This window comes from Kitasatospora sp. NPDC054795, assembly GCF_053611565.1.
In genome coordinates, this window is sequence record NZ_JBSHAP010000118.1 from 1 (window position 1) to 13723 (window position 13723).

10 protein-coding genes are annotated in these 13723 nt (G+C 75.2%); 7 read left to right on the forward strand and 3 right to left on the reverse strand.

The features are described 5' to 3' along the window. Nucleotides 1–48 precede the first annotated feature (48 nt). A complete protein-coding gene (locus ACWGJO_RS32290; protein WP_452189202.1) occupies nt 49–2388 on the reverse strand; it encodes a DUF7927 domain-containing protein in 2340 nt (779 codons plus the stop codon). Between the two features lie 273 nt (nt 2389–2661). Here ACWGJO_RS32290 and ACWGJO_RS32295 point away from each other — a divergent pair, with 273 nt between their 5' ends. Next, complete coding sequence (locus ACWGJO_RS32295) at nt 2662–2832, forward strand: hypothetical protein (protein ID WP_359915435.1); 171 nt, start codon at nt 2662–2664, stop codon at nt 2830–2832. A gap of 89 nt (nt 2833–2921) precedes the next feature. On the opposite strand, the gene ACWGJO_RS32300 is transcribed toward ACWGJO_RS32295, so the two are convergent. Both ACWGJO_RS32300 and ACWGJO_RS32305 read right to left on the reverse strand, forming a co-directional pair. After that, nucleotides 2922–5843: an ATP-binding protein gene (locus ACWGJO_RS32300; RefSeq protein ID WP_452189204.1), complete on the reverse strand. Its 2922-nt coding sequence runs from the start codon at nt 5841–5843 to the stop codon at nt 2922–2924. Nucleotides 5844–6074: 231 nt separating this feature from the next. Further along, nucleotides 6075–6461: a recombinase family protein gene (locus tag ACWGJO_RS32305; protein WP_452189206.1), complete on the reverse strand. Its 387-nt coding sequence runs from the start codon at nt 6459–6461 to the stop codon at nt 6075–6077. 282 nt (nt 6462–6743) lie between these two features. Between ACWGJO_RS32305 and ACWGJO_RS32310 the strand changes: the two genes are divergently transcribed. The 6 genes from ACWGJO_RS32310 to menC all read left to right on the forward strand — a co-directional run bounded on the left by ACWGJO_RS32310 (nt 6744) and on the right by menC (nt 13521). After that, nucleotides 6744–7820, forward strand: coding sequence for an alpha/beta fold hydrolase (locus ACWGJO_RS32310; protein ID WP_452189208.1), 1077 nt, complete (start codon nt 6744–6746; stop codon nt 7818–7820). 239 nt (nt 7821–8059) lie between these two features. Beyond that, complete coding sequence (locus ACWGJO_RS32315) at nt 8060–9640, forward strand: serine hydrolase domain-containing protein (protein ID WP_452189210.1); 1581 nt, start codon at nt 8060–8062, stop codon at nt 9638–9640. Between the two features lie 95 nt (nt 9641–9735). Next, on the forward strand, nt 9736–9957 hold the full coding sequence (locus tag ACWGJO_RS32320; protein ID WP_452189212.1) for a hypothetical protein: 222 nt from the start codon (nt 9736–9738) through the stop codon (nt 9955–9957). Then, complete coding sequence (locus tag ACWGJO_RS32325) at nt 9954–11552, forward strand: PucR family transcriptional regulator (RefSeq protein ID WP_452189214.1); 1599 nt, start codon at nt 9954–9956, stop codon at nt 11550–11552. The genes ACWGJO_RS32320 and ACWGJO_RS32325 overlap by 4 nt, the downstream gene beginning before the upstream one ends. Next, on the forward strand, nt 11549–12415 hold the full coding sequence (locus ACWGJO_RS32330; protein ID WP_452189216.1) for a GNAT family N-acetyltransferase: 867 nt from the start codon (nt 11549–11551) through the stop codon (nt 12413–12415). The genes ACWGJO_RS32325 and ACWGJO_RS32330 overlap by 4 nt, the downstream gene beginning before the upstream one ends. Next, nucleotides 12412–13521, forward strand: a complete 1110-nt coding sequence (gene menC / locus ACWGJO_RS32335) for an o-succinylbenzoate synthase (RefSeq protein WP_380551940.1) — start codon at nt 12412–12414, stop codon at nt 13519–13521. The genes ACWGJO_RS32330 and menC overlap by 4 nt, the downstream gene beginning before the upstream one ends. Nucleotides 13522–13723 lie beyond the last annotated feature (202 nt).

Below are 13723 nucleotides of genomic sequence, written 5' to 3' on the forward strand. Positions count from 1 at the left end.
CCCACGCGAGGCGTGGGCGCGGCCGGGGCAGTGCGGTCGTGACGGGGCTCAGCGGCTGCGGCGGGCGCGGATCAGCAGGAGCGCGCCCGCGGCGACGGCGCCGAGCGCGGTGAGGCCGACGACGGGCAGCAGCCGGGCCGCGTTGCTACCGGTCTCGGGCAGCTGGCCGCCGTGACCGTGGTCGGGCGGGGGGACGTGGGTCGGGCTGTGGCCCGGGCTGTGGGTCGGGTGCGGCGAGGGGCTCGCGGTCGGGCTGGGGCTGGGGCTCGGGCTGTGGGTCGGGCTCGGCGACGACGTCGGGCTCGGGCTGGGGCTGGGGCTGGGGACGGTGACCGGGACCTCGGCGCGGCAGCGCGCGTCCGTCGAGCCCTGCGAGCAGTTGTTGTCGTACGTGCCGGAGGAGACGGTGTTGCGCAGGACCGCGTCGGCGGCCAGCGGGGAGCGCACGGTGACGGAGTAGCCGATGGTCACGGTGGCCCCGACGGGCAGGTCCCCGCTCCAGGTCAGCGCGGTGCCCGCGAACTGGACCCGACCGCGGTCCGCGGTGGCGTCGTTGTTGTACGCGGCGGAGTTCAGCACGCCCGACAGGTCGTCGGTGAGGGTCACCCCGGGGGCGTCGGTCCGGCTGGTGTTGGTGGCCTGGATCCGGTAGTGGACGGTGTCGCCGGGCTTGGCGGTGGTCGGGTCGGCCGTCTTGACGACGGTGTAGCCGGGCACGGCGGCGACGGTGTTGCGCACGGTGTTGCTGGTGCGCTCCTGGGCCCGCTGGGTCTGGCTGCCCCGGAAGCGGAGCGTGGCCGTGTCGTCGAGGTGGGTGCCGACGGCGGTGGAGGCGTCGACGGTGACCTGGAAGGCGACGTCGGCCTCGGCGCCCGGGGGCAGGTCCGGGACCGTGCAGGTCACGGTCTGTCCGGCGGCCTGGCAGGCCGGGTTGGAGGCGGGGACGAAGGTGGTGCCGGCCGGGATCGTGTCGGTCACGGTGACGCCGGTCGCGGTGTCGAGGTCGGTGCTGGTGCCGTCCTGGCGCCGGTTGGCCACCGCGAAGGTGTAGGTGATGGTCCCGCCGGGGCCGACCAGCCCGGGCGGGTTGTCGTCGGGGCTGCCGGGCGGGGTGTTGGCCTTGGTGATCCGCAGGTCGGGTTCGAGGGCGTCCAGGGCCAGCCAGGCGGCCTGCGGTTCCAGGGCGTCGCCGGCGCCGCTGATGCGGACCAGCGCCTGCTCGCTGCCGGCCGGGATCTTGCCGGTCACGTCGATGATCCGGGCGTCGTAGCCGTAGTTGTTGACCGGGTCGGGGTCGCGGGTGGTGATGTTGGTGCCGGTGCCGTTCGTCGCGACGTGGTCGATCCGGCTGGTGAACGCGTTGTCCGTGCCGACCCCCGTGGGGCCGGGCATCGGCAGCAGGGTCAGGTCGGTGGGCGTGGAGCCGACGGCCAGGGAGTCCCCGGCGATCGGCGCGTCACCGTCGCCCACGGTGATCCCCATGACGGCCCGCGGGGCCTGGGTGGCGGGGGTGCGGATGCCGCCCAGGGTCAGGGTCGTCGAGTTGTTGGGGTCGCGCAGCAGCTGGTAGCCGTCCCAGACCTGGAGGTAGCGCAGCGGCTCCGCCGCGTCCTCGTACGCGACCACCAGCGACCAGCCGCCCCAGCAGCCCACGTTGTTGCCGCCGAAGTTCTGCGCGGAGGAACGGCCGGCGCACGCCTGGATGTCGGCGACGGTGTAACTGCCCGGACCGGCCGCCCGGACCTCCGCCGTCACGTCCTTGACCGCCCCGCCGGCCAGCAGCGGCTCCGGCGGATTGCCGCCCACCATCTGATCGAACCAGTCGTAGGTGTCCGCGGTCACCTGCTGGTAGCCGCTCGCACCCGGGACCTTCCAGGAGACCCGGTTGCCCAGGTTGATGTCCCCGGACGTGCCGCCCGCGGTGCTGGTGTTGGTCGGGTTGAACTGCCAGTACAGGCGCGCCGACAGGACGCTCGCCCCGGCCGGCAGCAGCAGCTGCGCCGAGGAGGCGTTGGGGCCCGGCGCGTTCGGGTCGACCTTGACGAACTTGGTCCGGCCGTTGTTCGACCCCTCGGTGTCCGAGCAGACCGTGCCGTCGCTGTCGTCGCAGGTCAGCACCGAGTTCGAGGCCATCGTGAGGTTGCCGTGCGCCAGCAGGTCGACCACCGGGTCCGGGCCGATCGGGCGCTGCGTCCCGGCACCGCGCGGCTTCGGCCGCGCCGCCTGCCGGGCCGCGGGCCGTTCCGCCGCGTTCGCCGCCGGCCGGGCCCGCACGGCCTCCGGCGGCACCGCCGAGGCCGCCGGGGCCGGAACGCTCAGGGCGGCCGCACCCGCACCGAGCACCACCGCCAGCAACGCGGACAGGACGTGCGGTGGGCGCGGACGCACTTGTCGGGCAGGTGACACGGGAACCTCGCTGTCGGGAGGTGACACGAACAGCAGAACCACGTACCTGCGCGGACGGGCGCCGAAGCCTGCCGGACGCTTCTTTCACCCGGGTGGGGCAACACCGCTTGACGGCCCGTCCGAGGTGTGCGAACGCCGGGTACCCAGGATTCGGTACGGGGGATTGGGTAGCGGTACGCATTGTTCCCACCCCCCTGCGGCCGGTTTCCTGGAGCCCGCCCCACACCGACGACCCTCACCCCCGGAGGTCGCCCCATGACCCGCCGCGAACGTCTCCGGCTCTACGCCGACACCCACTTCACCGCCCCCGACCCCGGGCTGGTCCTGCCCGCCCGCCGCAGCAGCGGCCTGCGCCGGCCCGGCCTGGCCCGGCTGGCCCGGCTCTCCCGGCTCGTCGAACGCGCCGGGCACCACCGGCACGGCTGACCGCCGGAGCCGGGCACCCACCGGCACGGCCGACCCTGGACCGGGTCCCGCCCCTTGAGGGAGCGGGCGGGACCCCCCTTCTCTCTCCCTCAGCCGGTGCCCTCCGGGGCCCCGTCCGCGGCGGCCAGCGCCTCGCCCAGCCCCGCCCGGCCCACCCCGAGCTTGCGCAGCGCACTCGCCACGTGGTGCTCGACCGTACGGGTCGACAGGAACAGCGCCCGGGCGATGTCCTGGTTCGCCGAGCCCTGGGCGGCCAGCGCCGCGACCTGGCGCTCGCGCGGGGACAACCGCTCGCCGTAGCCGCGCCGTCCCGGCGAGGCCGCCCGGCCCAGGCCCAGCTCCCGCCGCAGCCGCTGGCAGCGGGCCGCGTCCGAGGCCGCGCCCAGCGCCAGGTAGGCCCGCTCGGCGGCGGCGATCCGCTCCCCGGCCGCCGCCCGGTCGCCCCCCGCCGCCACGGTCGCCGCCCGCTCCTCGGCCCGCGCCTGCTCGTACGGGCGCCCGATCCGCTGCCACAGCCCGGCCGAGCGCACGAACTCCGCGCCCGCGCCCGCCGGATCCCCGCCCGCGCCCGCCGGACCCGTACCGGCCAACAGCAGACCGCCGGCGAAGGCCAGCGCCGCCCGGGCCGCCGGCGCGTCCCGCCCCTCCAGACGCGCCCGCGCCTGCTCGACCAGCTCCGCCGCACCCGCCGCGTCGCCCGCCGCCAGCAGCACCTCGACCGCCACCGGCAGCAACTCGGCGGCCCGCGGCCAGGCCCCGGCCCGGCGCAGCGCGTCCAGCGCCGGCACCAGCGTGGCCGCCGCCCGCGCGACGTCCCCCTCCGCCAGCTGCAGCCCCGCCAGCCCCGCCGCCGCCCGCAGCGCCCCGGTCACCTGCGACTCCCGCTCCCCGTACGGGCCCGCCTCCGTGAAGTGGGCGCGCGCCTCCGCGAGCCGGCCGCGCGCGGCCGCCAGCCGGCCCCGCAGCAGGGCCTGCTCGACCCCGGCCATCGCGAGGTCCGGGAACTCCGAGCCCAGCGCGGCCAGCCGCTCCTCCAGCCCGTCCCACCGCCCGGCCAGACCCTCCAGCCGCACCAGCGCGATCCGGCTGTAGCACTCCAGATAGGGGATCGCCGCCCGACGGGCCAGGTGCCGGCTCTCCTCCAGCAGTTGTGCCGCCCGCCGGTCGTGGCCCAGCTCCACGGCGATCTCACCCGCGTTGTACAGCGCACGGGTGGTCTGCCGGACGATCTCCGGCCGCCGCGAGCTGCGCGGCAGCGCGTCCAGTTGCTCCCACACCGCGGGGTCGCCCTCGCGCGCCAGGAATGTCAGCCGGGTGGCCCGCACCGCGGCGGCCACCTCCTCGTCCGGGTTCGCGGCCAGCGTCCGATCGGCCCGCTCCAGCCACTGCCGGGCGCGCTCGCCGGCGCCGTCGCGCTCGTTCATGGCCAGCGCCACCATCGCCCGGGCCGCCCGGCCCGGGCGCTGCTCCAGCTCGTCGAGGGACTCCTCCATCCGGTCGAAACCGGCCCGGTCCCCGCCGTGAACGGCCATCAGGAAGCCCAGCGACAGCCGGATCTCGCCGCGGTCGGGCACCGGCAGCCGCGGATCGGCGATGATCGCGGTCAGCGTCGCCGCGCTGGCCACCGAATCCACGCCGTCGGCGGCGATCCGCGCCAGCGCCAGCGCGGCCCGCCCGCGCCGCCGCGGATCGAGGTCGGGCTCGTCCAGCAGCCGGCGCAGCAGCGCGCCGGCACTGCCGCTGTCCCCGAGCGCCACCGCCTGGTCGGCGGCCGCCTCGGCCACCTCCTGCCAGGCCGCCCGGTCGCCGAGCGCCAGCGTGTGGTGGGCGATCTGCACCAGCGGCCTCGGCTCGCGCGCGCCCAGCGCCGCCACCGCCCGCCGGTGCAGCGCGCCGCGCCGCGGCCCCGGCAGCCGGCGGTAGGCCACCTGCTGCGCCAGGACGTGCCGGAACCCGTAGCGGGCCAGCGGCTTCTCGTTGAGCACCGCCGCCCGCAGCGCCTCGGTGAGGCCGTCCGCCGCGGCCTGCGGGTCGAGGCCGGCCACGGCGGCCAGCAGGTCCTCCCCGGCCGGCACGCCCAGCACCGCGGCGGCCGAGGCGATCGCGGAGGCCTCCGGGGACAGCGCCGCGAGCCGTTCGGTCACCGCGTCGCGCAGGCCGCGCGGCACCTCGGACTGCTCCAGGTCGGCGGCCAGGTCCGCGGCGTTGGTCAGCGCACCGGAACCGCGCCGCTCGCCCAGCGTGATCAGGTCCTCCTCGGCGACCAGCGGCAGTCCCTCGCTGCGGTCGAACAGCACCCGGGTGAGCGCCGCCGTCGCACGCGGGCCCAGCGCCGCCCGGGCCAGCTCGTCGACCTCGGCCTCGGCGAGCGGGGCCAGCCGGATCAGCGCACCGCCCACCCCGGCCGGGCGCCGGTAGGCCGCGCCCAGCGCGGGGGTGTCCGGCGCCAGGTCCTCGGCCCGGTAGGTGAGCACCAGGGCCAGCCCTTCCGGCACGTCCCGGGCCAGCAGCAGGAGCAGCTCGCGGGTGGCGTCGTCCACCCAGTGCAGATCCTCGACGACCAGCACCGTCTCGCCGAGCGCGCCGAGCAGGGCGCGCACCGCCTGGACCAGCAGCCGCAGCCCCGGCGTCCCCTCGCCGGCGGCCGCGGGCAGCGGCGGCAGCCGGTCGGCGAGGTCGGGCAGCAGCGGACGCAGCGCCCCGGCACTGGCCGGGATGCGGTCGGCGGGCGGCAGGAACGGGCCGACGCCGCGCAGCGCGTCCACCACCGGGCCGAAGGCCAGCGGCTCGCGCAGCGGATGGCAGAAGCCGGTCAGCACCAGGCGGCCCGCCGCCGCGGCACCGGCCGCGGCCTCGGCCACCAGGCGGGACTTGCCCAGGCCGGCCTCGCCCTCGACCAGGACCACGGCGGGCGGGCGGAGCATCGCGTCGGTCAGGCGGTCCAGTTCGGGCCGGCGCCCCACGAACACGAAACCGGCGCCGGGCGACCCCGGCTCGACGGGCCGACTCACGGCCGTCCGGTCGGTTCGGGGGCGCGGCGCTCGCCGAGGAGGGTTGCGAAGGCCATGGGCACATCATGCCGTGACGGCTTGCGGCGGTACCTGCCGGGGCGCCCTTGCGGTGCAGGTGGTGCGGGTGGTGCGGTGCGTTTCCGGGGTGCGTTCCCGGGGCGCGCTCCCGTGGTGTGTTCCTGTGGTGCGGGCGGTGTGTCCGTGCGCGTACGGGCGGTGCGGGCGGTGTGTTCAGGCGGTCCGGGCACGGACCGGCGGGTGGGGCGGCGGGACGTCCGGGCCGGGCAGTTCGAGTACCGCGCAGCCCAGCGCCTCCAGCCGGCGCACGGTCGCCCGGGCACTGCGGTCGTCGAGCGAGAAGACGAACGGCCCCGGCACCAGCACCACGTTCACCCAGCCCTGTTCGGCCCGCTCCAGCAGCCGCTCCAGGGCGGGGTGCGGGTCGCCGGAGCGCACCCCGTCGTCCAGGAAGGCGGAGGGCACCGGCAGGCCGCGGTAGCGGGCCAGACGCTCCAGCACCGCGCGCTGGTACTCCAGCCCCGCCGCGTCGGCGGGGTAACAGCGGAGGTACAGCGCGGGCCGGGCCGGGACGCCGGGGTGCGGGGGGCGGTCGGTCATGTCGTTCACCTGCCCGGTGGGTGAGGAGTGCGACGGGAGTGGGGCGCCCGTCCACTCCAGCAGGCCCCGGTGAACAGTGCGGGATCAATAGCGGTCGCCACCCAATCGTGCGACCGCCGAACAGGTCACCGCCCCGCCCCGCAGGCCTCGCGGGCCCCGGGCGGCGCTCGCGTTCCCAGCCGTCCCGGGGACCACGGGCGGCGCGCCGAGGCGGTCCAGGACGTTGGCGTGGTGTCAACAGGCTGGAATGAACGGCACGTTCGCACCAAGGAGGAACCCGGCATGATCGACAGGCGCACCTTCACCAGGGCCGTCGGACTCGGCGCGGGCACCACCGCGCTGTCCCTGACCGCCCAGGCCCGGGCCCGGGCCCGGGCCGCCGGGGCCGCACCGGCCGCCGCCCCCGTCGGCGCCCCCGTCCCTGCCGCCGGCGCCCCCGGCCCCGCTGCCCGGACCGGCTTCGCCCGCCTGGCCCAGGTCCGGGCCGGCCTCCTCGACGTCGGCTACGCCGAGGACGGCCCGGCCGACGGCCCCGTCGTCGTCTGCCTGCACGGCTGGCCGTACGACATCCACAGCTACCTCGACGTCGCCCCGCTGCTCGCCGCCCGGGGCTACCGGGTCGTCGTCCCGTACCTGCGCGGCCACGGCACCACCCGCTTCCTGTCCGAGCGGACGATGCGCAACGCCCAGCAGGCCGCGGTCGCCCTGGACGTGCTCGCCCTGATGGACGCGCTGGGCATCCGGCGGGCCGTGCTGGCGGGCTTCGACTGGGGCTCGCGCACCGCCGACATCATCGCCGCGCTGTGGCCCGAGCGGGTCGAGGCGCTCGTCTCGGTCAGCGGCTACCTCGTCACCGACGTCGAGATGCAGAAGGAGCCGCTGGCGCCCGCCGCCGAGCACACCTGGTGGTACCAGTTCTACTTCGCCACCGAACGCGGACGGCGTGCCATGGAGGACCGGGACAAGCGCCGCGAGCTGTGCCGCCTGGTCTGGCAGCAGGTCTCGCCGACCTGGGCCTTCGACGACGCCGTCTTCGACCGCACCGCCGCCGCCTTCGACAACCCCGACTACGCGGCGATCGTCATCCACAACTACCGCTGGCGGCTGGGCCTGGCGGAGGGCGAGCACCGCTACGACCAGCTGGAGCGCCGCCTCGCCGCCCGTCCCCGGATCGCCGTGCCGACCGTGACCCTGGACGCGGGCCGCGACCCGTTCACCGCCCCCGGCGACGGTGCCGGCTACCGCGACTTCTTCACCGGCCCCTACCTCCACCGGAGCCTGCCCGAGGTCGGCCACAACGTCCCCCAGGAGGCACCCGAGGCCTTCGCGCAGGCCGTCCTCGACGCCGACCGGCTCTGAGCGCGGACGGTTCGGGCGGCCGCGCCACGCCGGTGCGCCGGCCCCACGCACCCCGCTGATCGTCCATCCCGCGGGGCAGGTCGACTGCCGGCCGGCGGCCCGGGACCATTCGCTGATCGGGAGGAATGCTCCTGACGTCAGGAGGCATAGGGGCATGTCCTTTCGGCCAACGTTCGGCGAGCGGACTTTGCCTGTCAGGACAAACCCTCCGGGCAGTCCTGACTGAGAGTCTGGGGTGCATGGCCATCTCAACAACACTGTCCGAGGTCGTGGGCTCGGCGATACGCCCGGGTGACCCGGGACTGTCCGTCGGGATCTACACCGACGGGAAGCTGATCCACCAGGCGTCTGCGGGGCTGGCGAGCGTGGAGTTCGAGGCGCCGGTCGACACCCGGACACGGTTCGACATCGCCTCCATGAGCAAGCAGTTCACCGCCGCGGCGGCGTTGCTGCTGTGCCGGGACGGGCGACTGTCGCTGGACGACGACATCCGCACGCACCTGCCCGAGCTGAAGCTGGCGGTGCCGGTGACCGTCGGTCAATGTCTGCGGCACACGGGAGGTCTGCGGGACTGGCTGGCGCTGGCGACGATCGCCGGCCGCCCGCTGACGAGGATCACCCAGGACCGGACGCTGGCCTTCGTGGCAGGGCTGACCGAGGTCGACTTCGAACCGGGGACCGCGTTCTCCTACTCCAACACGGGGTACGTCCTGGTCGCCTCGCTCGTGCGGCGGCTCACCGGTCGCACCCTGGGGGAGTTCACCACGGACCGGATGTTCACACCGCTGGGCATGAACGAGACCGTGTTCCGCGAGGACAGCCGGGAGCCGTTGCCGCGATTCGCCTACGGGTACGACGTCACCCGCGGTGCCGTCCGGCGCGCCGACACCGAGGAGTCCGCGGTCGGCGACGGCGGCCTGGCCACCAGCGTCGCCGACCTGGCGCCGTGGTTCGGGTTCCTGCAGGACGGCCGGGTCCTGGGCGCCGACATCCGCGACGGGCTGGTGCGGCAGGTCGACTCCGGGGACGGGGAGGAGTGGCCGTACGCGCTGGGTCTCTACCACACGACGATCGCGGGCCACCCGGCGTTCGGCCATGCCGGCGGTGTCCCCGGGTACCGGTCCCAGCTGCTGTTCATGCCGGACGCCGACCTCGGCGTGGCGCTGCTGAGCAACAACTCCTCGATCGACTCCGCGAAGCTGGCCACCCGGGTGCTCCGGCTGGCCGCCGGGCTGCCCGAGGACGATCCCGTCGCGCTGACGGCGGACCCGGTGGCCGCCGAGCCCGCCGCCCGGCTGACGGGGGACTGGCTGGATCCGCGAACCGGCCTCACCCTGCGGATCGACGCCGCGGGCAACGGCCGGATCCGCATCCACGACGCGCCGTCCGCCGGCGAGTTCGCCCCGGCCGTCGACGGCAGCTGGCACGGCCTGGAGGACAGCGCCGGCTTCTGGCTGCGGGTGTCGTCCGGCACGATCAGGATCGGATCGGTGTACCGCCCCGGCCGCGCCACGGAGTACCGGCGCTGTCCCCCCGCGGCTGCCGGTGCCACACTGCCACCGGCCGTCTACCGCAGTCCGGAACTCGGTGTCCTGGCGACGGTCACCCGGGACGGCACGCTCGAACTCGGCCTGGAGTTCGTCGGGACGATCGAACCGGCACCGGACGGCGCGTTCCGCGCGGGCGGCCTGATCAGCCTGCGCCCCAGCGGCGACGACCTCCTGATCAGCACGCACGGTGTCCACCGGATGCGCTTCGTCCGACAGCCCGACGACACCACCCCCCTGGGACTTCCCCCCGGCCTCAACCTCGCCCCCTGACGGCCCCCGTCCGCTGCTCGCTCTCCGCCGACCGCCCCGAGGTGTCCCTCACCGGCGCCCCCTTCACCCGACCCATCCCCTGACGAGGACTCCCCATGACTCCGACTCCGCCGAGCCGCCGGAAGGCCGCCGGGCCGAGCAACCACTTCGCCCCCCTGGTGGGCCACACCACCCCGCGGCCGGCGGTGGCCGGTCCGGAGAGGCAGCTGCCGCCGACCGGAACGACGCATCTGTTCCCGGCCGGTGAACAGGTGACCGCCGACGGCGAGTCCACCGGAGAGCGCCGGGGCCGGATGCCGCGATCGGAGCGGCGATGACAGCCCCCGCCGGGATCACCCTCGGGGTCGTGCTCGACAGCCTGGGAACCGACCTCCTACGGCCGCTCGCACTGCCGCGAGGCCGGGCGGTCGCCGTCGGGGCGCCCACGATCCATGACACCGACGCCCCCGGGACAGGGCTGACCGACGCGATCGTCCTGGTACCCGGCCGACTGACCGCCGACGTCCTGGAGCGGGCAGCCGAGCACCACGCCACGGCGGTGGTCATGCGAGCCGGCACCACGGACACGGCAGCGCTGACACAGGCGGCCGAACGGACCGGAGTGGCGCTCCTGGAGCGCAGCGCCGAGATCTCCTGGGGGCAGCTCTACACCCTGATCGACGCGCTGCGCGCGATCACCAGCCCGGTGTTCGAGCCGAACAGGCACCGGTCCACCGACCTATTCGCCCTCGCCAACGACATCGCCGTGCGCGCCGGCGGCGCGGTGGCGATCGAGGACCTGTCCATGCGCGTGCTGGCCTACTCCACGGTCCCGGGCCAACTGGTCGACGACCCGCGCCGTGACGGCATCCTCGGCCGCCGGGTGCCGGACCACCCGACCCACGCCGAGGAGTACGCCGCCGTCCTGCGCTCCGACACCGCGGTCTGGAGCCACGAGCCGAAGGAGTACCGGCCGCGCCTGGCCATCGCCATCCGGGACGGTGGCGAGGCGCTGGGCACCATCTGGGTGCTCCAAGGCGATGAGCCCCTGACGGAGGAGGCGGCGGACGTCCTCGCCGAGGGCGCGCGGCTGGCCGCGCCCCACCTGGCCCGGGTCAGCCTCGCGGCGGACGCCGAGCGCCGGCAACGAGCCGAGCGCCTGGGCTGGTTGCTCCGCGGCCTGGGAGCGACCCGGGGACTCGCCGACTCGTTCGGGATACGCTTCGACGCCCCGGCGACCGTGCTGGTGATCGGCCGCTTCGGCGAACCGGCCGGTCACGCGCGAGGCGTCTCGCCGGACTCCGCCGCCGAATACGTCGGCGACCTGCTGCGGATGGGACTCTCCGCCTACCGGCTGGGAGCCGCCGCCGGAGCGCTGGACGGTCAGGCCGTGGCGGTGGTCGACACGGCGTCCGACGCGCCCGTGATCCAGCTGATCATCGCGACGGTGCTGGCCCGGGCGAGCGACACCCTGGGCGGCGGCTGGCGGGCGGGGATCAGCCGCACCCTCCCCGGCCTCGCCGACGTCTCGACAGGGCTGAGCCAGGCCAGGCAGGCGCTCGAGGTGGTGTGCGGACCGTTCGGCAGGACGGAGATCGGACGGCACGACGAGCTGGCCGCCCCGATATTCCTGCGGGACGTCCACGAGGCGCTCCGGTACCGTCCGGCCCTGCACGGGGAGCCCCTGTCGACGGTGCTCGACCACGACGCCCGGCACGGAACGGAGTACGAGAAGACACTGCGCTGCTGGATCGCCGGGCACTACGACGTGCCACGGGTCGCCGAGGCCATGACGCTGCACCCCAACACGTTGCGGCACCGGTTGCGCCGGCTGGCCGAGCTGATCGACATCGACGATCCGGACCTGCGGCTGGCACTGGCGCTGCAACTGCGGCTACGGCTGCCGGACATCGGCACAAAGGAGGCCAGGTGAACTCGGACCCGGACGCCAATGGCCCGGGGCGGCCCGCCGAGCAGACTCGTCGCACGGTCGATCTTCCTTCCGCCGGCGCGGAACGGGCGGACGTCCGAATCCGGTTGCTCCGGACCGTACCCGAACTCCAGCAGGCCGACGCGGTGCTGCGCGCCGTGTGGAACACCCCGGACATCGCCGAGCCACCGCTGGCCCTGGACGTGATGTGCGCGCTCGCCCACACCGGCGGCTACGTCGCGGCGGCGTATCTCGGGACGGCGATGGTCGGCGTGACCGCCGGATTCCGCACCGTCGGGGACAGCCTGCACTCGCACGTGGCCGGCGTGCTGCCGGGAATGCGCGGGCGCGGGATCGGCGCGGCGATGAAGTCGCACCAGCGGGAGTGGGCCGCCCAGGCGGGCCTGTCGTCGATCTCGTGGACGTACGACCCGCTGATCCGCCGCAACGCCCACTTCAACCTGCGGCGGCTCGGAGCGGTCGCGGAGGCGTACCTGCCCGACTTCTACGGGCCGTTGGCCGACGGCATCAACGACGGCGACGACTCCGACCGGCTGTTCGTCAGCTGGCCGGTGCACGGGACGCCGCACGCACCGGCACCGCTGCCGGACCCGGCCGCGGCGGAACCCGTGCTCGAAGCGGACGGCAACGGCGAGCCCGTACCGCGCGCCGCGACCGGCGGCGTACTGCGCTGTGTCACCCCCGTGGACGCGGAGTCCCTGCGGCGAACGGATCCGGCCGCCGCCCGGCGCTGGCGGTCCGCGATGCGCCGGGCGCTCGGCGGCGCCCTGGAGAACGGCTACCGGATCGACGGGTTCGACCGGTCCGGCTGGTACGTCCTGCGACGGAAGGAAACATCGGAATGAAGCTGCAGCAGGTCGAGCTGCGTGAGGTGGCCCTGCCCCTGGTCGCGCCGTTCCGGACCGCACTGGGAACCCAGGAACACCGGAACTCGCTGCTGGTCAAGGTCACCACGGCCGACGGAGCCGTCGGCTGGGGCGAGTGCGTGGCCGACGACGATCCGACGTACAGCGCCGAGTACCTGGCCGGGGCCCGGGAAGTGGTACGTGAGTTCCTGCTGCCCCGGTTGTCCCGGGCCCCCGGGCTGACCGCGGCACTGGTACCCGAGCTGCTCCGGCCGGTCAGAGGCAATCCGATGGCCAGGACGGCCGTCGAGATGGCGGTACTGGACGCCGAACTGCGGACCGCCGGCATCAGCCTCGCCCAGTACTTCGGGGCGACGCGCACCGAGCTCGCGGTCGGCGTGTCGGTCGGCATCACGGACACCGTCGACGAGCTGATCAGCGCCGTCGACGGCTACCTCCGCGCGGGCTACGCCCGGATCAAGCTGAAGATCGAACCGGGCTGGGACATCGAGCCGCTGCGAGCGGTCCGGGAGACGTTCGGCCCGGACATCGCCCTGCAGGTGGACGCCAACACCGCCTACGGTCCGGCGGACCAGCCCCACCTGCGCCGGCTCGACGCCTACGGGCTGACGCTGATCGAGCAGCCGTTCGCCCCCGACGACCTGCTCTCGCACACCCGGCTGGCGGCCCGCATGGACACCCCGATCTGCCTGGACGAGTCGATCACCTCCGCCCGGGACGCGGCCACCGCCATCCGGCAGGAGGCGTGCTCGATCGTCAACATCAAGCCCGGCCGGGTCGGCGGGTACCTGGAAGCCCGCCGGATCCACGACCTGTGCCTGGCGAACGGCGTACCGGTGTGGTGCGGCGGCATGCTGGAGACCGGGCTGGGGCGGGCGGCCAACCTGGCGCTGGCCGCGCTCCCGGGCTTCACCCTGCCCGGCGACATCTCGGCCTCGGCCCGCTACTACACCCGCGACATCACCGACCCCTTCGTCCTCCACGACGGCCGTCTGACCGTCCCCACCGGCCCGGGGATCGGCATCGTCCCCGACCCCGACGCCCTGCAAGCCGCCACCACCTCCACGGAACTCCTCACCGTCTGACCAGCCGTAGGGCCTCGGGCACCGCCGTGCGGTGCCCGAGTCAGGGGGCTCCTCCCCGGCAACCCCGCAGCTCGACACGGGATCCACGGACAGGCCCGACACGACAGGACATCAGCCGGCCGAGGGCCGCTCCCGCGCCGCGCGCCACCTCTCGGGTCGCAGCCGGAGGAACTCGTTCCGGCGGGTTGCCGCAGCGGGTTGA

Bases quoted from the DNA above. Each gene is read 5' to 3' on its own strand.
- ACWGJO_RS32295 (WP_359915435.1), top strand. From the start codon at position 2,662: ATGACCCGCCGCGAACGTCTCCGGCTCTACGCCGACACCCACTTCACC.
- ACWGJO_RS32305 (WP_452189206.1), bottom strand. From the start codon at position 6,461: ATGACCGACCGCCCCCCGCACCCCGGCGTCCCGGCCCGGCCCGCGCTG.
- ACWGJO_RS32310 (WP_452189208.1), top strand. From the start codon at position 6,744: ATGATCGACAGGCGCACCTTCACCAGGGCCGTCGGACTCGGCGCGGGC.
- ACWGJO_RS32315 (WP_452189210.1), top strand. From the start codon at position 8,060: ATGGCCATCTCAACAACACTGTCCGAGGTCGTGGGCTCGGCGATACGC.
- ACWGJO_RS32320 (WP_452189212.1), top strand. From the start codon at position 9,736: ATGACTCCGACTCCGCCGAGCCGCCGGAAGGCCGCCGGGCCGAGCAAC.
- ACWGJO_RS32325 (WP_452189214.1), top strand. From the start codon at position 9,954: ATGACAGCCCCCGCCGGGATCACCCTCGGGGTCGTGCTCGACAGCCTG.
- menC (WP_380551940.1), top strand. From the start codon at position 12,412: ATGAAGCTGCAGCAGGTCGAGCTGCGTGAGGTGGCCCTGCCCCTGGTC.